A 23872-nucleotide genomic window follows, 5' to 3' on the forward strand; every position below is an offset into this window, starting at 1 on the left:
CGGTTGACGGGATGAATGAGATTCGACGAATCACGAACGGTGCGATGCTCACAGCGGCGGCGGCGGCAGCGGTGCGCGCGGCACGATGGCCGGCACGGCCTCGGCCGGCGTCGGATGCAGCGAGCGCACCACGCCGAGACGGCGGACCAACTGATCGACCGCGTCGTTTTCCATGTCGGCGAACAGGATGTCGGACTCGGCGGCCTTCGCCTGCGAGAACTGGTCGCTATAGGTCATCGCGCGGTTCAGCGCGATCACGCTGCCCGGAATCAACACGGTGCCGTCCTTGCCGGTCAGCGTGTAGGTCATCTGCAGATTCAGCTGATACTCGGCGACGACGCCCAGCGAATTCAGCGTCAGCGTGCTGACGTTGCGGTTCTGCGTGATCTGCAGCAGCGCATCGGCATTGGCGGGCGAGCTGACCACCACGGTGTCGCTGCCGCCCTGCACCATGCGCGTGAAGCGCGCCATGGCCGCGGGCGAGCCGCCCGCCACATAGAGGCGCTTGAACGCGAAGTCCTGCTGGCCGCGCAACTGGAAGCCGCAGGCCGACAACATCATTACGCTGCAAGCGAGCGTCAAAAACGATCTGCGAGTCACATTCGCTCCCGGTTCGCAGTGGATTCGCGGTGCCGAGGAACGCCGCCGGGCGGGCGGCGCTCCGTCTGCCGGATGAGGACCTGGAACGTCAAACGACCACGTTCACGAGGCGGCCCGGCACCACGATGATCTTCTTAGGCGCCTTGCCTTCGCTGAATTTCGCGACCATTTCGTGCGCGGCCGCTTGTTGCTCGATCGCTTCGCGAGACGCGTCCTTCGCGACCGTGATCGCGCCGCGCACCTTACCGTTCACCTGCAGCACGAGTTCGATCTCGGCCTGTTCGAGCGCCTTCTCGTCGACCTTCGGCCACGGCGCGTCGAGCAGTGGGCCGAATTCGTCGGCATAGCCGAGCTCCTGCCACAGCTGGAACGTCAGGTGCGGCACGACCGGGTACAGCACGCGCAGCATCACACCGTAGGTTTCACGCAGCACGGCGGTCTGCGCGCCCTTCGCGCCGTCGAGCGCGTTGAGCATCTTCATCGCGGCCGATACCACCGTGTTGTACTGAAGACGCTGATAGTCGAAATCGGCCTGCTTCAGCACGCTATAGATCTCACGACGCAGCGCCTTGTCGGTGTCGTTGAATCGTGCGGCGTCCAACTGGCCGCCCGCGCGCAGCGCGGCTTCGTTCGAATAGCCGAAGTTCCACACGCGACGCAGGAAGCGGCTCGCGCCTTCGACGCCCGAACCCGACCACTCGAGCTGCTGCTCGGGCGGCGCCGCGAACATCACGAACAGACGCGCGGTGTCCGCGCCGTGCTGATCGATCAGCATCTGCGGGTCGACGCCGTTGTTCTTCGACTTCGACATCTTCTCGACGCCGCCGAGCACGACCGGCTGGCCGTCAGCGTTGAGCACCGCGCCGACCGGGCGGCCCTTGTCGTCGAACGACACGGTCACTTCCGCCGGGTTGTACCAGGTCTTCTTGCCCGCTTCGTTTTCGCGGTAATAGGTTTCGTTGAGCACCATGCCCTGCGTGAGCAGGTTCTTCGCCGGTTCGCCGAACTTCACGAGACCGAGGTCGCGCATCACCTTCGCCCAGAAACGCGAGTACAGCAGGTGCAGGATCGCGTGTTCGATACCGCCGATGTATTGATCCATCGGCGCCCAGTAGTCAGTGCGCTCGTCGACCATCGTCTTCGCATCTGGCGACGCGTAGCGGTAGAAGTACCACGACGAATCGACGAAGGTGTCCATCGTGTCGGTTTCGCGCTTTGCCGCGCCGCCGCAGCTCGGGCACGTGCAGTTCAGGAACGCTTCGGACTTCGCGAGCGGATTGCCCGTGCCGTCCGGCACCAGGTCTTCCGGCAGCACGACCGGCAGGTCTTTTTCCGGCACCGGCACGTCGCCGCACTTCGGGCAGTGGATGATCGGGATCGGCGTGCCCCAGTAACGCTGGCGCGAGACGCCCCAGTCACGCAGACGCCACGTGATCTGCTTGTCGCCGAGGCCCAGTTCCTTGAGATCGGCGGCGATGCGGTCTACGGCTTCGTCGTAGGCGAGGCCGTCGTACTTGCCGCTGTTCACCAGCGTGCCGGTCTTCTCGCCGTACCACTCCGCCCACGCTTCTGTCGAGAATTCCTTGCCCTCGACCGCGACGACCTGCCTGACCGGCAGACCGTACTTCTTCACGAACGCGAAGTCGCGCTCGTCGTGCGCCGGCACGCCCATCACCGCGCCTTCGCCGTAAGTCATCAGCACGTAGTTGCCGATCCACACCTCGACCTTCGCCTGCGTCAGCGGATGCGTGACGTAGAAGCCGGTGGCCATGCCTTTCTTTTCCATCGTCGCGACGTCGGCTTCGGCGACGCCGCCGCGCTTGCATTCGTCGATGAACGGCTGCAGTTCCGGCTTGTCTTGCGCGAGACGCGTGGCGAGCGGATGCTCGGCGGCGATCGCGCAGAACGTGACGCCCATGATCGTGTCGGCGCGCGTCGTGAACACGCGCAGCAGCTTCTGTTCGCCGTCGATTTCATACGGGAAGCCGAAGTTCACGCCGAAGCTCTTGCCGATCCAGTTCTGCTGCATGATCTTCACGCGCTCGGGCCAGCCGAGGCCTTCGAGATCGTTCAGCAGTTCATCCGCGTACTGCGTGATGCGCATGTAGTACATCGGGATTTCGCGCTTTTCGACGAGCGCGCCCGAGCGCCAGCCGCGCCCGTCGATCACCTGCTCGTTCGCGAGCACGGTCTGGTCGACCGGGTCCCAGTTCACGGTGCCGGTTTTCTTGTACGCGATGCCCTTTTCGAGCATCTTCAGGAACAGCCACTGGTTCCACTTGTAGTAGTCAGGGCTGCAGGTCGCGACTTCGCGCGACCAGTCGATCGCGAGGCCCATCGACTGCATCTGCTTCTTCATGTAAGCGATGTTGTCGTAGGTCCACTGCGCGGGCGGCACGTTGTTGGCCATCGCGGCGTTCTCCGCCGGCATGCCGAAGGCGTCCCAACCCATCGGCATCAGCACGTTGTAGCCGTTCATCCGCAGATAGCGGTACATCACGTCGTTGATCGTGTAGTTGCGCACGTGCCCCATGTGCAGCTTGCCCGACGGATACGGCAGCATCGAGACGCAGTAGAACTTGGGCTTGTCGGTGGTTTCCGTCGTCTTGTAGGCGTCGATGGCGCGCCATTGCCCTTGCGCGGCGGCTTCGACGTCGGAGGGAACATATTTTTCGTGCATGGTGTGATGGGATCGCCAGGTTCGGTGCTTTCGCACCGGCCCGGTGCTCTGCAGAATGTCGTTGCGTCGTGTCCCCTTCGGCGGGGAAAGGGCTGATTATACCGTTCGCGGACGGGTGCGCCGCGCGGCGTGGTGCGGGACTGGGTATGCCGGATTGGTGAACGCGGTGCGCACCCGGTGGCGCTCAGTGCTGCGCGGCGGGCGGCGGCGGGTCCGTCACGAAGCCGATCCGCTCGAGCCCCGCCTGCTGCGCGGCGCCCATCACCTGCGCAATCACTTCGTAGCGCGTCGAGCGCTCCGCGCGCAACTGGATGTCCGGCTGGTCCGCCCGCTTGCCGGCCTCGGCGAACTGCACGCGCATCTGCGCGAGCGTGATCGGCTTGCCGTTCCAGTAGAGCTTGCCGGCGCCGTCGATCGAAAGGGAGATGGTTTGCGGGGTCTGACGCGCGGGCGCCGCCGCGACCTTCGGCAGATCGAGCCGGATCGCGTGCGAGAACAGCGGCGCGGTGATGATGAAAATCACCAGCAGCACCAGCATCACGTCGATCAGCGGCGTCATGTTGATCTCGGCCATCGGCGCGGCCGTCTGCTTCTTCTCGAGTCCGCCGAATGCCATGTCGCCTCCTTGCGTCTGAGCTTGCCCGTGCGATGGGCGGTGTGTCGTGCGAGGAAGGTCGCGATGTGCCGAGCCCGCCGCGCGTGACAAGTCAGCGGTGCGCCTCGCGCGCCGCCTGCTGCGCGCGCGGAGGCGTCGGCGCGTGCTCGGTTGGGGAGCACACGTACGCATGCAGATCGTGCGCGAAGCCGTCCAACTCCTCGGACAATTGCCGCACGAGGCGGCCCAGCACGTTGTACGCGAGCACCGCCGGAATCGCCACCACCAGACCGAACGCGGTCATGATCAGCGCCTCGCCCACCGGTCCCGCGACGTTCTCGATCTGCGCCTGCCCGCTCGCCGCGATGCTGCCGAGCGCGTGATAGATACCCCATACGGTGCCGAGCAGACCGACGAACGGCGCGGTGCTGCCAACCGACGCAAGCAGCACCTGACCGAACTCGAGCCGCCGCTGCGACGCATTGAGCGCCTGGCGCAGCGCGCGCAGCACCCGTTCGCTGCGCTCGACGCGCGCGAGCAGCGCGCCCGGAATGTCGACCTCGGCCGCATTGAGCGCCGCTTCGGCGAGCGGCGCGAACACGCGCTCACGATCAGTGCGGCGCAGGATGGCGACGCCTTCGGCGAGCGTCGGCGCCTGCCAGAAGCGCGCGATCGCCCGGTTGGCCTGGCGTTTCGCGCGCGTCAGAATCCAGCTCTTGACGATCAGAAAACACCAGCTCGCAATCGACATGGCCAGCAGCACATAGGCGACGCCATGCGTGATTGCGTCGCTCGTTTGCAGGTAATGGATGATGCCGCTGCTGCCTGCCATCTGACCTCGCCTTGGGAAAGTGACTTCGGGAGGGCGCGCTCGGGATGCGCTACTCCGACTATGCGCAACGGGCTTCGCTCAACGCAGGCCGAGCACGTCCTGCATGTCGAAGAAGCCGTTGTCGTGGCCTTCGAGGAAGCGTACAGCACGAAGCGCGCCTTGTGCATATGACAGGCGGCTTGCCGATTTGTGCGTGATCTCGATGCGCTCGCCGATGCCCGCGAACAGCACCGTATGATCGCCCACGATATCGCCGCCGCGAATCGCCGAGAAGCCGATCGTCGACGGATCGCGCTCGCCGGTCACGCCTTCGCGACCGTAGATCGCGCAGTCGTCGAGGTTGCGGCCGAGCGCGTTGGCGATCACTTCGCCCATCGTCAGCGCGGTGCCGGACGGCGCGTCGACCTTGTGACGATGATGTGCCTCGATGATCTCGATGTCGTAGCCGGTCGAGAAGTGCCGCGCCGCGTATTCGAGCAGCTTCAGCGTGACGTTCACGCCGACGCTCATGTTCGACGCGAACACGACGCCGATCTTCCGCGCCGCCGCTCGCAGCTGCGCTTTTTGCGCGTTGTCGAAGCCGGTCGTGCCGATCACCATTTTCACGTCGTGGCGCTGCGCGGCTTCGAGATGCGCGAGCGTCGCGTCGGGACGCGTGAAGTCGATCAGGTAGTCGGATTCGGCGAACACACGCTCGATGTCGTCGGACATCAGCACGCCGGTCTCTTTGCCGAGGAACGCGCCGGCGTCCTGGCCAAGCTGCGCAGCGCCCGTGCGGCAGAGCGCGCCGGACAGCGTCGCGTCGGCGTCGTTGAGGACGGTTTCGATGAGCATGCGGCCCATTCGGCCCGATGCGCCCGCAATGGCAATTTTCATGACGATGAGGATTCGAAAAGAGTCAACCGGTATGGAGCCCGGCAAACGCGGCCCGGCGAATGCCCGGACCAGTGTGCCGGGGAATGCGCCCGGTCGATATAGGGACATGCGGCGGCAGGGAGCGAAATCGCCCGGCTCGCTGCTGGAGCCAATGGGGGCGGCCGATCGGGACGGCTCGCTCAGGTGACTGACCGATACGGCCCGCTGCGGCGACCCACTGCCGCGGCAACACATTCATGCGGCCCAAGCGGCGCATTTCCGACCTCGCCTGGTGACGGACAAACACACATCTGGCGGGCGCCGCACATGTGGCGCGCAGCCCGCCTCACAACACCGACGAGCAAATCAGTTGCTCGTTCCCGGCGTCGCCGGCGAAGTGTTCAACGTCGGGCTGCCGCTGCTTTGCGAGCCCGTCGGGCCGACCGGGTTGCTCTCGTTCTCCTGAGCGGGCGGCGGCGGACGCTTGAACTGGAACTGCGGCTGACCGCCGGACGTCGGGCCTTGCGTCGGGATCCCGCCAGCGCCCGCCCTCGGCACGGCCGACCGCACGGACGGCGCGCGGCTCGGCGTCGGCACCGCGCTCGTTGCGCGATTGGCCGCCTGGGCGGCTTCCGCGTTGGCGTCCATGGACGGCGTGGCGGCCTGCTGGGCGCCTTCGACCGACGGCGAGCGCGTCGTATCCACGGTAGCCGGTGCCGCGGCGGCGGCCGCACTGGCGGCGGCTGCGTCGCTGGCGGCCACGGCGTTGGCGGCCTCGGCCGCGCTCGTCGCGCGCGGCGGCGTCGCGTTCGGGCGGCGGCCACGGCGATCACCGTCGATTTCGGCCAGCAATTCGAGATTGGTCGGCAGATCCTCGCCGCCCGTCCAGTGGGTCACGAGGTCACCCGAGAAGAACACGACGAAGTCGCGCTGCTGAACGATCGAGGTGTTGCCGCGCTTGAAATAGAACACGTAATCCCAGCGATTCGCGTGGAACATGTCGGTCAGCAGCGGCGTGCCGAGCACCTGACGCACTTGCGCGCGCGTCATGCCGACCTTCATCTGATCGGCCATTTCCTGTGACACGAAGTTACCTTGCACGACCGTAATCCGATACGGCGTAATGCGTTGGGCAACGCGCTGGGTCAGGCTGTCGTACGTGGAACATCCGGCAAGAACCGCGACAGTCGCAACAGCGATCAAGGTACCCCGCATGCGGCTCCCCCGGTAGATCAATTGAGATTTAGAAATCATTTCACTCACCGTGCGGGCCCGCTTGCGGGCCGCGCTCATTCCATCGAAAATGACCAGAACGCCAAAACACATTACTATGAGAGCCCAGCATTGTACTCTAGGGATCCCTTGTCATGACCAATCCAACCGATCTCAAGAATATCGGGCTCAAGGCGACCCTTCCGCGCCTCAAAATCCTTGAGATTTTCCAGCATAGCCCGGTGCGTCACCTGACCGCCGAAGACGTGTACCGCAACCTCCTGCACGAGGAGCTCGATATCGGTCTCGCCACCGTGTATCGTGTGCTGACGCAATTCGAGCAGGCCGGCCTGCTCTCGCGCAGCAATTTCGAATCGGGCAAGGCGGTGTTCGAACTGAACGAGGGGTCGCACCACGACCACCTCGTGTGCCTCGATTGCGGGCTGGTCGAGGAATTTTTCGACCCCGAAATCGAAAGCCGTCAGCAGTCCATCGCCAAGGCGCGCGGCTTCAAGCTGCAGGAACACGCGCTGGCGCTGTATGGGGCGTGCACGAAGGAAAATTGTCCGCATCGTAAGCACTGATGCGTCGCGGGTCGCCTGCCAACGCGACCTGGCAAGTCAGAAAAAAGACCCGGCCGATGGGCATCGGCCGGGTCTTTTCTATTCAGGCGGCGGCAATCGCCGCTATCCGACCAACTCCATACTCGGCTCGAAGGCGAGGCGCCACGGCTCGGCCAATTGCAATTCGTCGCAATTCGGCGCATCGCCGCCGCGATCGACGACGATGAAGTCGCTGACCTGATCCAGCGCGAGCAGCGGATGGTGCCAGACCCCTTTCGCGTAATTGACGCCCTGCCACGCATCGGTCCAGAACGCGCGCATGCGCGCGGCGTCGAACTCGCCGGCCGGCGCGACCACCATCAGATATCGGCCCGCGCGTAAGGGAATGAAAGCCTGGCTGCCGAGCGGATGCCGCTCCATCATCGTGATCTCGACGGGCAGCGCGCGCGGCTGCGCGCGAAACAGACTGACGAGCGGTCGGCCGCCCTGCTCCACCACGTCGACGCGCGCGAGGTCGTGATAGCGCTCGGTGGTACCGCCGTTGATCGGAAAACGACGCGCGCCGTCGAGTTCGATCACGTCGCCGAACGGCGCGAAGGCCGCGCGCGTCAGGCGTTCCATCTGCAGGATCTTCATGCGTGCCGCTCCATGACGTTGCTTGCGTTAAGCGATCTCGCCCCACAGACGCAGGCGCGACACGCCGCCGTCCGGGAAGATGTTGAAGCGCACGTGCGTGACCGGCCCGAGCGCGGCGAGGTCGTCCGCGAACGCGTGCACGTGATCCATCTGCAGTTTCTGTTCGCCGAGCAGCACCGGCCAGAACATCGCCTGCGTGACGAGAGAATCGTCGGTGCCGCCGGTCACCGATGCCGCCTGCAGCGAGCAGCGATCCGGGAAGTTGCCCTTGAAGTGCGCGGTGTCCACTTCGATCTTGCGGATCACGCCGGGCCGCGCGAGCGCGACGATCGCCCAGTCGTTGCCCGGCTCGCGACGCCGCCGCGTTTCCCAGCCATCGCCCATGTTCACGCCACGGCCCGGCATCAGCATCTGCGAGGCCGGCCCGAAATGCTGGTTGTTCGCGGCGACGAGGTACGCGCCGTTTTCGATCGCGGCGAGATCGAGCAGCGTGCCGCGCTCGACGCGGCTCCAGTCGCGCTGCGGCTGGCCGTACACGCGCAGTCGCGCGAGCCCGCCGTCCGGATACAGATTCACGCGCAGATGGGTGACCGGGCGCGCGTCTTTCACCTCGACGTAGTGATGCTGGTTGCCCTGTAGCGTTGTCGCCGGCACGAGCGGCTGCCAGTCGGCGTGCTCGGGCGGCACGTCAGCGTCGCTATGACAGGCATCGATCGACGCCGCCGGCGGGAAATTGCCGGTGAAGTGGCTCGTATCGAGATCGACCCCATGCACGACGCCCGGCCGCGCGAGCCGGATCACGCAATGGTCATGGCCGGTCGTGCGCTTGCGACGCGTCTCCCAGCCGTCCATCCACTTGCCGTGGTCGTCGTATTTGCCGGGGATGAACACCGCCGGCTGCGGGTCGAGCATGCGCTCTTTCGGCGCGAAGAATTCGTCGCTGGCGAACAGCGCCTTCGCGCCGAGGCGCGGATCGGCGAGGTTCATGTAGCGGCGTGTGAAGGCGGCAGCGTTCGGGTCGAGGATCGGGTTGGCCATGATGTCGGTCGGTGTCGAAGAGGTCGGAAACAGCCGGCGGCGCCACGGCAACTGCCGGCTTTGCGAAAAAAGGTCGAGGAGCTATCTAGGAAGCGAATGCCGGTTCGTCTGGTCAGACCAGATCCCCGCGCAGCCGTCAGACCGCCGGTGCGGGTTCGGCCGCACCGGGTTCGACGAGCGTGTCGTCGACGACGGGCACGTAGCGCAGCGCCGCGTCGCGATTCAGCACGCGATGCGCGCGCGCCTTGTCGATATCGTTTTCCCACACGGCGACCACCACCGTCGCGACGCAGTTGCCGATCAGGTTGGTGAGCGCCCGGGCGATGCCGACGAACCAGTCGACCGGCAGAATCAGCACGAGACCGAGCACAGGAATCGCGGGAATCGCGGAGAGCGTCGCCGCCAGAATCACGATCGCAGAGCCCGGAATGCCGTGCGCGCCCTTCGACGTCACCAGCGACACCAGCACGACGACGATCAGGTCATGAATAGACAGCGGCGTGTTGGTCGCCTGCGCGATGAACAGCACGGCGAGCGTCAGATAGATCGAGAAGCCGTCGAGGTTGAACGAGTAGCCGGTCGGAATCACGAGACCGACCGTCGAATCCTTGACGCCCATCCATTCGAGCTTGCGCATGATCTGCGGCAGCACGGCGTCGGACGACGCGGTGCCGAGCACGATCGACAGTTCTTCGCGCAGATAGCGGATCAGCTTGAAGATGCTGAAGCCGGCGAGCCGCATCACCGCGCCGAGCACGAGCACGACGAACACCGCGCAGCTCGCATAGAACACCAGCACGAGCATGCCGAGCTGCTTCAGCGACTCGACGCCGTAGGTGCCGGTCGTGAACGCGATCGCGCCGAGCACGCCGAGCGGCGCGAGCTTGATGATGAAGCCCATCACGCGGAAGAACACCTGCGACAGCTCATCGATCAACCCGCTCACGCGTTGCGCGCGCTTGCCGAGCAGCGACAGCGCCGAGCCGAACAGCACCGAGAACACGAGGATCTGCAGAATGTCGCCGGTCGCGAACGCGTTGATCGCCGTGTCGGGGATGATCTTCAGCAGGAAGCCCGCTGTGTCCTTCAGGCTCTTCGCGTGCTCGGTATAGGTCGCGAGCGACGCCGCATCGAGCGAGTTCAGGTTCACGTTCATACCTGCACCAGGACGCGTCGCGTAAGCGAGCACCGCGCCGATCACGAGCGCGATCGTCGTCATCGCCTCGAAGTAGATCACCGACTTCAAGCCGACGCGGCCGACCTTGCGCAGATCGCCTGCGTGCGCCATGCCGCTCACCACCACGCAGAACACGATCGGCCCGATCACCATCTTGATCAGCTTCAGAAAGCCGTCGCCAAGCGGCCGCAAGGACTGCGCGAAATGCGGAAACACGGCACCGAGCACGATGCCGACCACGAGCGCTATCACGACCCGGCCAAATAGCGAATTGAAGAATTTCAACACGGCTTCCTCCTGCGGATGGTTGTTTCGGTCACTTCTGTTCAGACTGGTCCGACCAGTGCTGTTATGGCGAATAGTAGGAAGCCGATATACCCGCGTCAAGGACTCATCGAGCAGTGTTTACCCGTTGTTTTTTCGGCGATTTCGGGTCGGATTCGGGATTTCAGACTGCGCGCGGCGCGCCTTCTCGCGCGCAAGTATTAGAATTGCGGTCAGACCACGCTACCGAGCGATCCCTCATGAAAAACGTCCCGCACACCGTCACCGACGCGGCCATCGCAACCATCCGCGAGCGTATCGAGGGGGGCGTCTATCCGGTGGGCAGTCTGCTGCCGGCGCAGCGCCAGCTATCCGATGAACTGTCGATCAGCCGCGCGTCACTGCGCGAAGCGCTTTCCACGCTGGAAGCGCTTGGTCTGCTGGTGATCCGCCCCGGCAAGGGCGTCTACGTGGAAAGCGCGCAGGCGAAAAACGCGCAGGCGTGGCGCTTCGCCGAGCAGTCGTCGCTGCCCGACACGTATCAGATGCGCTACGCGCTCGAAGGCTTCGTCGCGCGCATGGCGGTGCTCGCGGTCACCAACGACGACCTCACGTGGCTCGAGGAAAACATCACCGCGATGCAAAGCGCGCTCGCCTGCGAGGAACTCGACGAAGCAGCTCGGCTCGACTACGCGTTCCATATGCGCATCGTCAGCATCGCGGGCAATGCGGCGATCGAGTCGATCCTGCGCAGCAGCGCCGAGATCATGCAGGAAAGCCAGCGCATGCCGTTCTACCGGCGCGAGCGGGTGCTGTCCACGTACACCGAACATCGCGCGATTCTCGACGCGTTGAAGGCCCGCGATTCGCTCGCCGCGGGCAAGGCGATCGAGACGCACATCGCGAACGCCGCGCAGCGCGCCGGCGTCTATTTCCCCACCCCGTAGACGGCAAAAATCGCAGACGAAAAAAACCGCTCCGAAGAGCGGCTTTTTCATGCAGCGTGAAACCCGAAACTTACTTCGCGTTCGCGAGCGCCACAGCCGTGTCCAGCATGCGGTTCGAGAAGCCCCACTCGTTGTCGTACCAGCTCGACACCTTCACGAGACGGCCCGACACCTTGGTCAGCGTCGAGTCGAACGTCGACGAAGCCGGATTGTGGTTGTAGTCGATCGACACGAGCGGTGCGTCGTTGTAACCGAGGACGCCCTTCAGCGCGCCTCCTTCCGATGCTTCCTTCATGATCGCGTTGACTTCCTCGACCGTCGTGTCGCGCGCGGCGATGAACGACAGGTCGACGACCGACACGTTGATCGTCGGGACGCGGATTGCGTAGCCGTCGAGCTTGCCGTTCAGTTCCGGCAGCACGAGGCCGACCGCCGATGCCGCGCCGGTCTTGGTCGGGATCTGGCTATGCGTGGCCGAACGCGCGCGGCGCAGGTCTTCGTGGTACACGTCGGTCAGAACCTGGTCGTTCGTGTACGCGTGGATCGTCGTCATCAGGCCGTTCACGAGGCCGATCTTGTCGTTCAGCGGCTTGACCAGCGGCGCGAGGCAGTTGGTCGTGCACGATGCGTTCGAGATGACCGTGTCCGATGCCTTCAGCACGTTGTGGTTCACGCCGTAGACGACGGTCGCGTCGACGTCCTTACCGCCCGGCGCCGAGATGATGACCTTCTTCGCGCCGCCCTTGATGTGCGCGCTCGCCTTTTCCTTGGTCGTGAAAAAGCCCGTGCACTCCATCACGACGTCGACGCCCAGTTCGCCCCACGGCAGTTCGGCCGGGTTGCGGTTCGCCAGCACGCGGATCTTGTCGCCGTTCACGACGAGGTAGTCGCCGTCCACCGACACGTCGCCCGGGAACTTGCCGTGCGCGGTGTCGTACTGCGTCAGGTGGGCGTTGGTCTTCGCATCGCCCAGATCGTTGATGGCAACGATTTCGATATCGTGCTTCTTGCCGTTTTCATAGAAGGCGCGCAGGGTATTGCGGCCGATCCGGCCGTAGCCGTTGATTGCGACGCGAATCGTCATGATTTATCTCCTGATGGCTAAAAAATCCGTGTATGTTCGCCTGGTCGGACATCCGGTTCGGTGCGTTGCCGCGCGCAGCCACGAGGGGCGCGACGGCAACGCGACGCAACCATCAGCCGAGCGCGGCCTTGACCGTCGCCACCACGTGCTCGACGGTGAAACCGAAATGCTTGAACAGCACGCCTGCCGGGGCCGATTCGCCGAACGTGTCGATGCCGACCACGCCGCCTTCCAGACCCACGTACTTGCGCCAGAAATCCGACACGCCCGCTTCGATCGCGACGCGACGCACGCCATGCGGCAGCAGGCGTTCGCGGTACTCGGCGTCCTGCCTGTCGAACACGGTCGTCGACGGAATCGACACGACGCGGGCGGCGATGCCTTCGCGCGCGAGGGGCTCGACGGCTTTCATCGCGAGTTCGACTTCCGAGCCCGTCGCGATCAGGATGATCTTACGCGCGACGATCTCTTCATCCCAGTCGCGCAGCACGTAGCCGCCCTTCTCGATGTTGGCGATCTGCGCGTCGGTGCGCTCGTTGAACTGCAGGTTCTGGCGACTGAAGATCAGGCACGACGGTCCTTCATGCTCGATCGCATGGGTCCAGGCCACCGCGGTTTCGACCGTGTCGGCTGGGCGCCACGTTTGCAGATTCGGGATCAGGCGCAGGCTCGCGACGTGTTCGATCGACTGGTGGGTCGGGCCGTCTTCGCCGAGACCGATCGAGTCGTGCGTGAACACGAAGATCGATGGCGACTTCATCAGCGCGGCGACGCGCAGCGCGTTGCGGCTGTAGTCGGAGAACGTCAGGAACGTGCCGCCGAACGCCTTGTAGCCGCCATGCAGCGCGACGCCGTTGATCGCCGCGCTCATGCCGAATTCGCGCACGCCGTAGTTCACGTAGTTGCCGGCGGCACGGCCTTCGGCATTCACGCGCACCGGCTTGGCGGCCTTCCAGTTGGTCAGGTTCGAGCCGGTCAGGTCGGCGGAACCGCCGAGCAGTTCGGGCAACACGGCCGACAGACCTTCGATGGCCTGCTGCGATGCCTTACGCGTCGCCACGGTCTCAGCGCGCTCGTTCGCGCCGGCGATGATCGCTTTCGCCTTATCTTTCCAGTCGGCCGGCAGTTGCTTCGCGCTGCGGCGCTTGAATTCGGCCGCTTCCTGCGGGTACTTCGCCGCGTAGGCAGCGAACGCCTCGTCCCATTCCGCTTCGAAGCGCGCGCCCGCTTCCTTCGCGTCCCATGCCGTGTAGACTTCCTGCGGAATCACGAACGGCTCCCACTTCCAGCCGATCGCTTCGCGCGTCGCCGCGATTTCCTTGTCGCCGAGCGGCGCGCCGTGCGAATCGTGCGAGCCCGCCTTGGTCGGCGCGCCTTCACCGATCACGGTCTTGCAGCAGATCAGCGTCGGCTTGTCCGACAGCTTCGCCTGCCTGATCGCCGCGTCGACCGCGTCGACGTCATGGCCGACCACGTTCGGGATCACGTTCCAGCCGTATGCTTCGAAGCGCTTCGGCGTGTCGTCGTGGAACCAGTGCACCACTTCGCCGTCGATCGAAATGCCGTTGTCGTCGTAGAACGCGATCAGCTTGTTCAGCTTCAGCACGCCCGCGAGCGAGCAGGCTTCGTGCGAGATGCCTTCCATCAGGCAGCCGTCGCCGACGAACACGTACGTGTGGTGATCGACGATCCTGGCGTCGGGCTTGTTGAATTCGGTGGCGAGCAGCGATTCGGCGAGCGCCATGCCGACCGCGTTCGCGAGACCCTGGCCGAGCGGGCCGGTGGTCGTCTCGACGCCCGGCGTGATGCCGTATTCCGGGTGACCCGGCGTCTTCGAATGGAGCTGGCGGAAGTTCTTCAGCTCGTCCATCGGCAGGTCGTAGCCGGTCAGATGCAGCAGCGAGTACAGCAGCATCGAGCCGTGACCGTTCGACAGCACGAAGCGGTCGCGATCGGCCCATTGCGGGTTCTTCGGGTTATGGCGCAGATGACGCGACCACAGGGCGACGCCGATTTCGGCCATGCCCATCGGCATGCCGGGGTGACCGGAGTTCGCCTTTTGAACGGCGTCCATGGCCAACGCGCGGATCGCGTTGGCCATCAGGGAGGTGGGTGCGGGAGACGGGGTCGTCATGTCGAGTCCGGAGACAGAGTCAGAAAGCGGGGGCGCGCTTGAGGCCCGGAAGCTCGGCGGTCACTTCGCTACGGCGCACGATGCGGCGCCAGGAGACGCGAAACGGGCAGAGCAAGCGGACAAGGCTGAAAGCGTTACATTCTAGCAGAAGGTTAACCCCTATCCGGCCGGAAAGCCGCCTGGCCGCGTGGTTCAACGCGCACCGCCAGGCGGCGGCATTTACAATTCGAGCAGCTGTGTGCCCGCACTACCGATCGAGCCCGTCCGCCGTGAACGCCCCGCTATTGTTCCAGCCTTGTCCCGACGCCGTCTACGGCTTTCCTCACGCGCGCCTCGTCGAGCGTGTCGAATCCCGTTATCAGACGATCGAGATCTGGGACACGCCGCAGCTCGGCGCCCTGTTCACGCTCGACGGCCGTCCGATGACGTCCGCAGGCGACGAATTCATCTACCACGAATGCATGGTGCATCCGGCCGCGCTCGCGCATCCGGCGCCGCGCGCGGCGCTGGTGCTCGGCGGCGGCGATGGCGGGGCCGCGAGGCAATTGCTCAGGCATCCGGGCATCGAGCGGATCGTCGTCGCGGAGCTCGATGCCGAGGTCGTGCGGCTCACGCGCGGACATTTGCCGCAGGTGCATGGCGGTGCGTTCGACGATCCGCGCGTCGAGCTGGTGATCGGCGATGCGGCGGACTACGTCGCGGCGGCGGCCCGCGCGACGCAGGGTGCCACGAACGTCGCGGCCGCGCAGTTCGACCTCGTCGTATTCGACCTGACGCCACCCGATTCGCCCGCGGCCGGCCTGTACACGCCGACCTTCTACGCGCAGTTGAAGCGCGTGCTACGTGCTGATGGGTTTCTGTCGCTCCATCTCGGCTCGCCGTACCACCACGCGCCGCGCATCGCCGCGCTGCTCGGCGATCTGCACGCCGCGTTCGCACAGGTGCGCACGCTGGGCACCTTCGTGCCGCTCTACGGCTCGCTATGGCTGATGGCGATCGCCAGCGACACGCTCGACCCCGCCGCGCTCACCGCCGACACGCTCACCGAGCGTCTCGCCGCGCGCGGCATCGATTCGCTGCGTCATTACGAACCAGCCCTGCACGCGGGGCTATTCTCGGCGGCGCGATCGGCGCGCGATAAACTGAGTCCGTTGACGAAGTCGTCCTTTTGAAGCGCGGACACCTTGCGCGAATCGGTTCGTGTGATGCCGGCGTGCCGCGCCCGACCGAAACCCGCAACCGTGGCCTCGCCGCCTCACGAGATCCGGAGAACTCCATGACCGCCCCCCACCCCGCCGGTGTGCCCTGGCTCACCCCCTATCTGACGGTGCGCGACGCGCGCGCGTCGACGGCATTCTTCTCGGCGGCGTTCGGTTTCGACGTGCGCGACAGCGTGCAGGACGACGGCGTCGTCATGCACGTCGAGATGACCTATCAAGGCCAGCTGATCGTGATGTTCGCGCCTGAAGGCGCGTTCGGCTCGACCGCGAAGACGCCGAAAAGCGCGGGCACGATCGCGCCGCAATCGTTCTATGTCTATGTCGAGGACGTCGACGCCGTGTATGCTCGCGCGCTCGCGGCCGGCGCGAAGTCGCTGAGCGAGCCACAGGACCAGTTCTGGGGCGACCGCTTCGCGCAGGTCGAGGATATCGACGGCTATCGCTGGGCGCTCGCCCGCCACCTGTCCTGAATTCAAGAGTCTCCCGTCGATGCCCCGTTTTTTTGTTGATATCCCGCTTTACGCCGACGACGTGATTGCACTGCCCGACGACGTCGTGCGCCACGTGGCCGTGCTGCGTCTGCAGCCAGGCGATTCCCTGGCGTTGTTCAACGGCCAGGGCGGCGAATACGGCGCCGAACTCGTCGAGGTCGAGCGTCGTGCGGCTCGCGTGAAAATCGGCGAATTTCGCGCGATCGAGGTCGAGCCGCCGTATCGGCTGACGCTCGCCCAAGGCATCGCTGGCGGCGACAAGATGGACTGGCTGATCGAGAAGGCGGTCGAACTCGGCGCCTCGGGCTTCGTGCCGCTCGCGACCGCGCGCAGCGTCGTGCGGCTTACCGGCGAGCGCGCGCAGCGGCGGCAGCAGCACTGGCAGGGTGTGGTGCGGGCGTCGTGCGAACAGTGCGGACGTAATCGGCTTCCGGACGTGATGCCGGTGTGCGAGATTGGCGCGTGGCTCGATACGCTGTCGCGCGAGCCGGCGCCTGACGAGCTGCGCCTGCTGTTATCGCCGCGCGCGAGCATCGGCTTTGCGGCGCTGCCTGACGCGCCGCCGCCTGGTGGCGTGACGCTGCTGATCGGCCCCGAAGGCGGCCTTTGCGCCGACGAGGAAGCCGCCGCCGGCGAACAGGGCTTTACCGCGATTGGCTTGGGACCGCGTGTGCTGCGCACAGAGACCGTCGGAATCGCAGTGTTGGCGGGGCTCGCGGCGCGCTGGGGCGGCTGGTGAGCGGGTGCTTGCCCAAGCAGCGCGACAAAAGCAAAGGCCCGCCAATTAGCGGGCCTTTGCCGTTTATACCGCGACGTTCACTGTCAGACTCAAGCAGCTACGCCTGAACAGGCGAAAATCCGGCGAACTTCAAGCGAACGAGTAGAACACTCGGAACGCGACCTTGCGCTCGGCCCAGAATTCGGCCGCTTCACGGAACACGTCGAGCAGCGTCTCGCGCCCTTCCTTGTCGAATTTCTGCGCGATCGGCAGGTGTTCGAGCACGATCACGAAGCCTGGCTGCGCGCCGGCCTTGTGCACGAGGTCGGTCAGGCAGTCATAGAGCGCGTCGTAGTTCTTGCCGAAATGCCTGGGAAACAGGAACGACGTCGCGATCGTCTCGAGCACTTCCTGCTTCGAGGCGGCGTTCGCGCAGTACGCATACAGAAAGTGCTGGCCGAGCAGGTTGGCCTCGTCGGCGAGATCCTGCACGCGGAACGCGCGGATCGACTGCACGATGTTCGGCCGCACCGTCCTGAAAAGGCTCATGGGCTCCTCGTTCGATGAAACCACCGTGGCAGCCTCGCTTTGATTGTCGCGACCCTGCTCGTCGGCGCGCATCTTCATGACGCGTTGGAACAAATTGCCGTCGCCGGCCGCGAAAAGATCCGTCGCGACTCCGGAATCGTGCGCGTAGATGTTGTCGCTCATGCCGTTCATCCCAATGTCATTCAACAATATGGTTAAAACTGGTGTAATGGTCGTCCGAGTAATAACAATTGTCGGTCCGCTGTAGCGGACCTCCGCAGACGATGCGGCGCGCCCCGCGATTACGCGCGTGAGGCGTGGGGACGGTGTATTCGTGGTAATAGCCGCGCCGGTGGGCGGGCAGCACCCGTTCGTAGTTGCCGAATACGATGCCGTCCTTCTGATACGGGTAAGGCCCGCCGGCGGCAATGAGGTTCAACGTATCGACCGCCTCGCGCGGCAATTGCGCCAGAGCGATGGTGCCCACCTGCGCTTCCACCCCAGTTGGCGCCGAGTAATCTCGCGCCAGCGCTTCGGGCGCGGAACTGGACAACACGCAGAGTGCGGCGGCACCGATCAGCACGCCTTTCATGCGCAACCAGTTGCGTGCCATGTATCAGGTTTCCCCGCTGTCAGATCACGAGTTTGACGACCATGAAAGTCGTAAGGGTATCGCTAATAGCCTTTGGAATCAACGTTCGACGGCCGATGGCACCCCACCTCACCCCGCGGAAAAGCCGGTGGCGCGGACTTTGACGACTTTTGACAGAATGTTTAGCTCGATCGGGCTAAACTGAGCTCAACCGTGATCGAATGCAGTGCGGGCGGTGCAAGCGGCCGCTGGCCGAGGCGCTCGATTGCGGTTGTTGGAGCCTGAAACCACTAAGCCGAAAGGCCGTGTCATTGCCATTTTTCGGGGTGGCGATCCCCAGCTTGCCCTGAGGGCGTGCCCATTGCGGGCACGCCTTTTTTTTCAGGTACGCCGGTTGGAAAGCCGGCGCCGGGCCCGTCGCGGCCCGATCACGATGCGCAGTTAGCGGGTTGCGCTGACGTCCGCGACCAGCAGCGCCGTCATGTTGACGATCCGGCGCACCGTCGCCGACGGCGTCAGCACGTGCACCGGCTTGGCCGCGCCAAGCAGAATTGGGCCAATCGCAATGTTGTTGCCGGCCGCCGTCTTCAGCAGGTTGTACGAGATATTGGCCGCGTCGATGTTCGGCAGCACCAGCAGGTTCGCGTCGCCTTCGAGCGTCGAATCGGGCAATACCTCACGGCGCAGGTTGGCGTCGAGCGCGACGTCGCCGTGCATTTCGCCGTCAACTTGCAGCCCCGGCGCGCGTTCGCGCAGGATCTCGAGCGTATCGCGCATCTTCTGCGCCGTCGGCGCGTTGCTCGAACCGAAGTTCGAGTGCGACACGAGTGCAACCTTCGGCTCGATGCCGAAACGGCGCACTTCCTCGGCTGCCATGATCGTGATCTCAGCCAGCTCGGCCGGTGTCGGATCGACGTTCACGTGCGTATCGACGAGGAAAATCTGCCGATTCGGCAGCACCAGCGCGTTCATCGCCGCATAGACTTTCGCGCCGGGCTTCTTGCCGATCACCTGATCGATGAAGTGCAGGTGGCGGTGTGTGGTGCTGACCGTACCGCAGATCATGCCGTCCGCCTCGCCCTTGTTGACCATCATCGAGCCAATCAGCGTGGTGCGGCGGCGCATCTCGAGCTTGGCCATCTGCGTGGTGATGCCCTTGCGCGACATCATCTTCGCGTATTCCTGCCAGAACTCGCGGTAACGTTCGTCATGATCGGTATTGACAACCGTGTAGTCCTGCCCCGCGACGAGCCGCAGGCCATAACGCGCGATCCGCTGCTCGATCACGGCCGGCCGGCCGATCAGGATCGGCTTTGCGAGCTTTTCGTCGACGATGATCTGCATCGCGCGCAGCACACGCTCTTCTTCGCCTTCCGCGAACACGATGCGCTTCTTCTCCGGCTCGACGCTGCGCGCGAGCTGGAAGATCGGCTTCATCGTCGTGCCGCTGTGATAAACGAACTGCTGCAGATGCTGCGCGTACGCGTCCATGTCCTCGATTGGACGCTCGGCGACGCCGCATTCCATCGCGGCCTTCGCCACCGCAGGCGCGACCTTCACGATCAGACGCGGATCGAAGGGTTTCGGAATCAGGTATTCCGGCCCGAACGATAGATCCTGGATGCCGTACGCGGTCGCGACGATGTCGCTCTGCTCCTGGCGCGCCAGCTCGGCGATCGCGTTGACGGCGGCGATTTCCATTTCGCGCGTGACCGTCGTCGCGCCGGCGTCGAGCGCGCCGCGGAACAGAAACGGGAACACGAGCACGTTGTTGACCTGGTTCGGGTAGTCGGTGCGGCCCGTGCACAGCACCGCGTCCGGACGCACTTCGAGTGCGAGTTCCGGCAGGATTTCCGGCGTCGGGTTCGCAAGCGCGAGGATCAGCGGCCTGGCGGCCATCTGCTTGACCATGTCCTGCTTGAGCACGCCGCCGGCCGACAACCCGAGGAACACGTCCGCGCCTTCGATCACCTCGGCAAGCGAGCGCGCGTCGGTTTCACGCGCGAAACGCTCCTTGTCCGGGTCCATCAGTTCGGTGCGGCCCTTGTACACGACGCCCGCGAGGTCGGTCACGGTGATGTTTTCGAGCGGCAGGCCGATGTCGACCAGCAGGTCCAGACACGCGAGCGCCGCCGCGCCCGCGCCCGACGCGACCAGCTTGACTTCCTTGATGTCCTTGCCGACGACCTTCAGGCCGTTGGTGACCGCCGCCGCGACGACGATCGCGGTGCCGTGCTGGTCGTCGTGGAAGACCGGAATCTTCATGCGCTTGCGGCATTCGCGCTCGACGATGAAGCAGTCCGGCGCCTTGATGTCTTCGAGGTTGATGCCGCCGAAGGTCGGTTCGAGCGCGGCGATCACCTCGACCAGCTTGTGCGGATCGCTCTCGTTGATCTCGATATCGAACACGTCGATGCCGGCGAACTTCTTGAACAGGACGGCCTTGCCTTCCATGACCGGCTTCGACGCGAGCGGCCCGATGTTGCCGAGGCCCAGCACCGCGGTCCCGTTCGTGACGACGCCAACGAGGTTGCTGCGCGCGGTGAAGCGCGCGGCGTTCAGCGGGCTCTCGACGATTTCCTCGCACGCGAACGCGACGCCAGGCGAATACGCCAGCGCGAGGTCGCGCTGGTTGATCATCTGCTTGGTCGGGGCGATCGCGATTTTGCCGGGAGTCGGGAACTCGTGGTAATCGAGAGCTGCTTCGCGGAGTTTGGTATTGACGGGATTCGACATAAGGCAGGCTTCGGAGGGCAGATTAGAATAGACGTTCGACGGCATTGTAGCCCCAATTGCCTACGCAATTCCTTCAATACGGGTACAACAGCCGCGACTGAAACAGCGTGAAAGCACGCGTTGCCCGTTGTCCGGATGGTCCGGCGCTTGCGACGGGGCATCACGCTCAATCACCCTGATCCGCGCTATTTCTCCAATCGTTCTCCGCTCACCGTCCGCCATCATGCTTTCCGAGTTTTCGCTGATCGATCGTTTCTTTGCCCGCCGCGCCGCCGCCGTGCGGCCCGCCAATGCCGAAGGCGGCACGCTCGGCATCGGCGACGATTGCGCGTTGCTGGCGCCGCCTGCCGGCGAAATGCTGGCGATATCGACGGACATGCTGGTCGAAGGCCGTCATTTCTTCGCCGATATCGATCCCGAAGCGCTCGGTCACAAGGCGCTTGCCGTCAATCTGTCTGACCTCGCCGCAATGGGCGCGCAGCCGCGGGCGTTCACGCTGGCCTTCTCGCTGCCGAAAGCCGACGAAGCCTGGCTTTCCGGTTTCAGCGAAGGCCTGTTCGCGCTCGCCGAGCGCTACGGTTGCGAGCTGATCGGCGGCGATACGACAGGCGGGCCGCTCAATCTGTGCATTACGGTATTCGGCAGCGTGCCGCCACGAACAGCCTTGCGCCGCGATGCCGCGCAACCCGGCGACGACATCTGGATCTCCGGCACTCTCGGCGACGCGCGCGCCGGCCTCGGCGCGCAGCGCGGCGAATGGTCCGCCACCCCGAATGACGCCGCGACGTTCCGCCGGGCGCTCGAACGCCCCGAGCCGCGCATCGCGCTCGGCCTCGCGCTGCGCGGCATCGCACACGCGGCGCTCGACCTGTCGGACGGACTCGCCGGCGATCTGCGGCACATCCTCGAACGCTCGTCGGTGGGCGCGAGCGTCGACGTCGATGCGGTGCCGCGCTCGGCCGCGCTACGCCGCCTGCCGCCCGACGTCCAGCAGCGCTGCACGCTCGCCGGCGGCGACGACTACGAGCTGTGTTTCACCGCGCCCGCCGCCGCGCGCGCCGCGGTCGAGGCCGCCGCGCAGAAGGCCGCCGTGCCGGTCACCCGCATCGGTACAATAAGCGCACTGGAGGCGGCCACCGACCGCCCGGCCATCGCGTGGCGCAACGCCAGCGGCGCGCCGCTCACTCTGACCTTGCAAGGTTTCGATCACTTTCATGCAGAATGACCCCCCGCTCGGCCCCGCCGACGACTTCCTCGGCGGCGAGCCGCCCCAGGCGCCTGGACCGCGCGCGCCGAAGCCTGCTCAGCCGCGCCGCGCGACCGCGCGCTTCATGCTGTCGCATCCAGTCCACCTTCTGTCGCTCGGCTTCGGCAGCGGGCTGTCGCCCGTCGCACCGGGCACGATCGGCACGCTGCTCGGGTGGGCCTCGTTCGCGGTGCTGAGTCGTTATCTGACAGTTATTGAATGGGGCGTGCTGATCGGCGTCGGCTTTCTCGGCGGCATCGCGTTGTGCGGCTTTACCGCGAAGCGGCTCGGCGTCGAGGATCCGTCGGCGGTCGTGTGGGACGAAATCGTCGCGTTCTGGCTCGTGCTGCTGATGGTCACGCCGGCCACGCTCGCCGGCCAGGTGGGGGCGTTCCTGATCTTCCGCTTCTTCGACATGGTGAAGCCGCCGCCGATCGGCTACTTCGACCGCCGGCTGAAAGGTGGCTTTGGCATCATGTTCGATGACCTGATCGCCGCATTTTTTACGTTGCTGGTGATTGCGCTGTGGCGGATGTCGGTTTGAGCGCTGCCTGTTCACCGTTCGAGTACCGTTCGACTCTTTTGGTCGCCGCCCAGCCCCTGCCGTTCGCCGCGCCGCCCGGCCGGCTTCGTTTTCCGGATTGACTGACGCCATGCCTACCGATTCCGTCGTTCACCAGCTTGCGATCCGCGTGAGCAACCGTCTGCGCGACGAGCGCCTGATGCTCGTGACCGCCGAGTCCTGCACGGGCGGCATGGTCGCGACCGCGATCACCGACATCTCCGGCAGCAGCGGCTGGTTCGAACGCGGCTTCGTCACGTATTCGAACCAGGCGAAAAGCGAAATGATCGGTGTGCCGGCCGACCTGATCGAAAAGCACGGCGCGGTCAGCGAGCCGGTCGCACGAGCGATGGCCGAAGGCGCGCTGCGCAACAGCCGAGCGCAGGTGTCGCTGTCGATCACCGGCGTCGCCGGCCCCGGCGGCGGCACGGAAACCAAGCCGGTCGGCATGGTGTCGTTCAGTTGGAGCAACCGGCTGCACACGTCGGTGGAAACGAAGATTTTCAAGGGCGACCGCGACCAGATCCGCGTGCAGGCCGCGGCGCACGCGCTGCGCGGCCTGCTGGCGCTACTCGACGAACGCGAGCATTGAGCGGCGGCTAACTATCACTGAGGAGGCGGACAATGCTGGATTCGCGCGCGATCGCAGACGAACTGATCCGCCGCTTCGATCTGAAGCCCCATCCTGAAGGCGGCTTTTTTGCGGAGACCTACCGCTCGACCGCGCGTGTGCTGCGCGTCGGCGAGCCGAGCGAGGTTGGGAACGCCCGTGCGGCGTCGACTACGATCCATTACTTGCTGTGCGACGGCGCGCATTCGGCGTGGCATCGGATCCGTTCCGATGAAGTCTGGCATTTCTATGCCGGCGAGCCGCTGCTGGTCCACGTGCTCGATGAAAGCGATGCCGGCGGTGTGCTCGTCACGCACCGGCTCGGCAATCCGCTCACGCATCCCGATACGGTCTGTCAGGCCGTCGTGCCGGCCGGCTTGTGGTTCGCGGCCGAGTGTGCCGATCCGGCATCGTTCTCGCTGGTCGGCTGCACGGTCGCGCCGGGTTTCGAATTCAGCGAGTTCGAACTCGCGGAGGTGGACGCGCTGAAGGCGCGGCATCCGCGGCATGCGGGGTTGATCGGGCGGCTCGCACCGGCGCGCTGACGCGCCG

23 protein-coding genes are annotated in these 23872 nt (G+C 65.2%); 9 read left to right on the forward strand and 14 right to left on the reverse strand.

Annotation, left to right across the window (positions count from 1 at the left end):
• Positions 1 to 48 precede the first annotated feature (48 nt).
• From lptE to OKW29_RS32845, 6 genes are all read right to left on the reverse strand, one after another.
• Positions 49 to 600 carry an LPS assembly lipoprotein LptE gene (gene lptE / locus OKW29_RS32820; protein WP_429293934.1) on the reverse strand — a complete coding sequence of 184 codons (552 nt, stop codon included), beginning with the start codon at positions 598 to 600 and terminating at the stop codon, positions 49 to 51.
• Between the two features lie 88 nt (positions 601 to 688).
• Positions 689 to 3280 (reverse strand): leucine--tRNA ligase, encoded by a 2592-nt coding sequence (gene leuS / locus OKW29_RS32825; RefSeq protein WP_429293935.1) that lies wholly within the window; start codon positions 3278 to 3280, stop codon positions 689 to 691.
• A gap of 184 nt (positions 3281 to 3464) precedes the next feature.
• Positions 3465 to 3896: an ExbD/TolR family protein gene (locus OKW29_RS32830; RefSeq protein ID WP_429293936.1), complete on the reverse strand. Its 432-nt coding sequence runs from the start codon at positions 3894 to 3896 to the stop codon at positions 3465 to 3467.
• 91 nt (positions 3897 to 3987) lie between these two features.
• On the reverse strand, positions 3988 to 4707 hold the full coding sequence (locus OKW29_RS32835; RefSeq protein WP_184058458.1) for a MotA/TolQ/ExbB proton channel family protein: 720 nt from the start codon (positions 4705 to 4707) through the stop codon (positions 3988 to 3990).
• Positions 4708 to 4785: 78 nt separating this feature from the next.
• Complete coding sequence (dapB, locus tag OKW29_RS32840) at positions 4786 to 5583, reverse strand: 4-hydroxy-tetrahydrodipicolinate reductase (protein WP_184066764.1); 798 nt, start codon at positions 5581 to 5583, stop codon at positions 4786 to 4788.
• A gap of 345 nt (positions 5584 to 5928) precedes the next feature.
• A complete protein-coding gene (locus OKW29_RS32845) occupies positions 5929 to 6777 on the reverse strand; it encodes an outer membrane protein assembly factor BamE (protein WP_429293937.1) in 849 nt (282 codons plus the stop codon).
• Between the two features lie 152 nt (positions 6778 to 6929).
• Between OKW29_RS32845 and fur the strand changes: the two genes are divergently transcribed.
• Entirely contained in the window at positions 6930 to 7358 is a 429-nt protein-coding gene (gene fur / locus OKW29_RS32850; RefSeq protein WP_013090534.1) for a ferric iron uptake transcriptional regulator, read from the forward strand.
• A gap of 102 nt (positions 7359 to 7460) precedes the next feature.
• On the opposite strand, the gene OKW29_RS32855 is transcribed toward fur, so the two are convergent.
• From OKW29_RS32855 to OKW29_RS32865, 3 genes are all read right to left on the reverse strand, one after another.
• Entirely contained in the window at positions 7461 to 7973 is a 513-nt protein-coding gene (locus tag OKW29_RS32855; protein WP_429293938.1) for an ureidoglycolate lyase, read from the reverse strand.
• A gap of 27 nt (positions 7974 to 8000) precedes the next feature.
• Positions 8001 to 9011 carry an allantoicase gene (gene alc, locus OKW29_RS32860; RefSeq protein WP_429293939.1) on the reverse strand — a complete coding sequence of 337 codons (1011 nt, stop codon included), beginning with the start codon at positions 9009 to 9011 and terminating at the stop codon, positions 8001 to 8003.
• A 136-nt stretch (positions 9012 to 9147) separates the two neighbouring features.
• Complete coding sequence (locus OKW29_RS32865; protein ID WP_429293940.1) at positions 9148 to 10476, reverse strand: C4-dicarboxylate transporter DctA; 1329 nt, start codon at positions 10474 to 10476, stop codon at positions 9148 to 9150.
• Between the two features lie 236 nt (positions 10477 to 10712).
• Between OKW29_RS32865 and OKW29_RS32870 the strand changes: the two genes are divergently transcribed.
• Positions 10713 to 11399, forward strand: a complete 687-nt coding sequence (locus OKW29_RS32870; RefSeq protein ID WP_429293941.1) for a FadR/GntR family transcriptional regulator — start codon at positions 10713 to 10715, stop codon at positions 11397 to 11399.
• Between the two features lie 70 nt (positions 11400 to 11469).
• Here OKW29_RS32870 and gap read toward each other — a convergent pair whose 3' ends face one another.
• Positions 11470 to 12483 carry a type I glyceraldehyde-3-phosphate dehydrogenase gene (gene gap / locus OKW29_RS32875; protein WP_429293942.1) on the reverse strand — a complete coding sequence of 338 codons (1014 nt, stop codon included), beginning with the start codon at positions 12481 to 12483 and terminating at the stop codon, positions 11470 to 11472.
• A gap of 112 nt (positions 12484 to 12595) precedes the next feature.
• Positions 12596 to 14617: a transketolase gene (gene tkt, locus OKW29_RS32880; RefSeq protein ID WP_429293943.1), complete on the reverse strand. Its 2022-nt coding sequence runs from the start codon at positions 14615 to 14617 to the stop codon at positions 12596 to 12598.
• 269 nt (positions 14618 to 14886) lie between these two features.
• Here tkt and speE point away from each other — a divergent pair, with 269 nt between their 5' ends.
• The 3 genes from speE to OKW29_RS32895 all read left to right on the forward strand — a co-directional run bounded on the left by speE (position 14887) and on the right by OKW29_RS32895 (position 17067).
• Entirely contained in the window at positions 14887 to 15789 is a 903-nt protein-coding gene (gene speE / locus OKW29_RS32885) for a polyamine aminopropyltransferase (RefSeq protein ID WP_429293944.1), read from the forward strand.
• A gap of 104 nt (positions 15790 to 15893) precedes the next feature.
• On the forward strand, positions 15894 to 16307 hold the full coding sequence (locus OKW29_RS32890) for a VOC family protein (protein WP_090801864.1): 414 nt from the start codon (positions 15894 to 15896) through the stop codon (positions 16305 to 16307).
• Between the two features lie 19 nt (positions 16308 to 16326).
• Positions 16327 to 17067: a 16S rRNA (uracil(1498)-N(3))-methyltransferase gene (locus tag OKW29_RS32895; protein WP_429293945.1), complete on the forward strand. Its 741-nt coding sequence runs from the start codon at positions 16327 to 16329 to the stop codon at positions 17065 to 17067.
• A 129-nt stretch (positions 17068 to 17196) separates the two neighbouring features.
• Here the strand turns inward: OKW29_RS32895 and OKW29_RS32900 are convergent, their stop codons facing one another.
• The 3 genes from OKW29_RS32900 to OKW29_RS32910 all read right to left on the reverse strand — a co-directional run bounded on the left by OKW29_RS32900 (position 17197) and on the right by OKW29_RS32910 (position 20947).
• Positions 17197 to 17757, reverse strand: a complete 561-nt coding sequence (locus OKW29_RS32900) for a barstar family protein (RefSeq protein WP_429293946.1) — start codon at positions 17755 to 17757, stop codon at positions 17197 to 17199.
• A 16-nt stretch (positions 17758 to 17773) separates the two neighbouring features.
• Positions 17774 to 18187: a ribonuclease gene (locus tag OKW29_RS32905; RefSeq protein ID WP_184066793.1), complete on the reverse strand. Its 414-nt coding sequence runs from the start codon at positions 18185 to 18187 to the stop codon at positions 17774 to 17776.
• A 420-nt stretch (positions 18188 to 18607) separates the two neighbouring features.
• Positions 18608 to 20947: an NADP-dependent malic enzyme gene (locus tag OKW29_RS32910; RefSeq protein ID WP_429293947.1), complete on the reverse strand. Its 2340-nt coding sequence runs from the start codon at positions 20945 to 20947 to the stop codon at positions 18608 to 18610.
• Between the two features lie 178 nt (positions 20948 to 21125).
• Between OKW29_RS32910 and thiL the strand changes: the two genes are divergently transcribed.
• The 4 genes from thiL to OKW29_RS32930 all read left to right on the forward strand — a co-directional run bounded on the left by thiL (position 21126) and on the right by OKW29_RS32930 (position 23865).
• Entirely contained in the window at positions 21126 to 22127 is a 1002-nt protein-coding gene (gene thiL / locus OKW29_RS32915) for a thiamine-phosphate kinase (protein WP_184022910.1), read from the forward strand.
• Positions 22117 to 22692, forward strand: coding sequence for a phosphatidylglycerophosphatase A family protein (locus OKW29_RS32920; protein WP_429293948.1), 576 nt, complete (start codon positions 22117 to 22119; stop codon positions 22690 to 22692). Before thiL ends, OKW29_RS32920 begins: the two co-directional genes overlap by 11 nt.
• Positions 22693 to 22801: 109 nt before the next feature.
• A complete protein-coding gene (locus OKW29_RS32925; RefSeq protein WP_184022908.1) occupies positions 22802 to 23302 on the forward strand; it encodes a CinA family protein in 501 nt (166 codons plus the stop codon).
• Between the two features lie 32 nt (positions 23303 to 23334).
• Positions 23335 to 23865 carry a cupin domain-containing protein gene (locus OKW29_RS32930; RefSeq protein WP_429293949.1) on the forward strand — a complete coding sequence of 177 codons (531 nt, stop codon included), beginning with the start codon at positions 23335 to 23337 and terminating at the stop codon, positions 23863 to 23865.
• The last annotated feature ends 7 nt before the right edge of the window (positions 23866 to 23872 follow it).

Origin of the sequence: Paraburkholderia sp. CI3 (assembly GCF_050436505.1) — a bacterium.
Lineage (GTDB): Bacteria > Pseudomonadota > Gammaproteobacteria > Burkholderiales > Burkholderiaceae > Paraburkholderia > Paraburkholderia tuberum.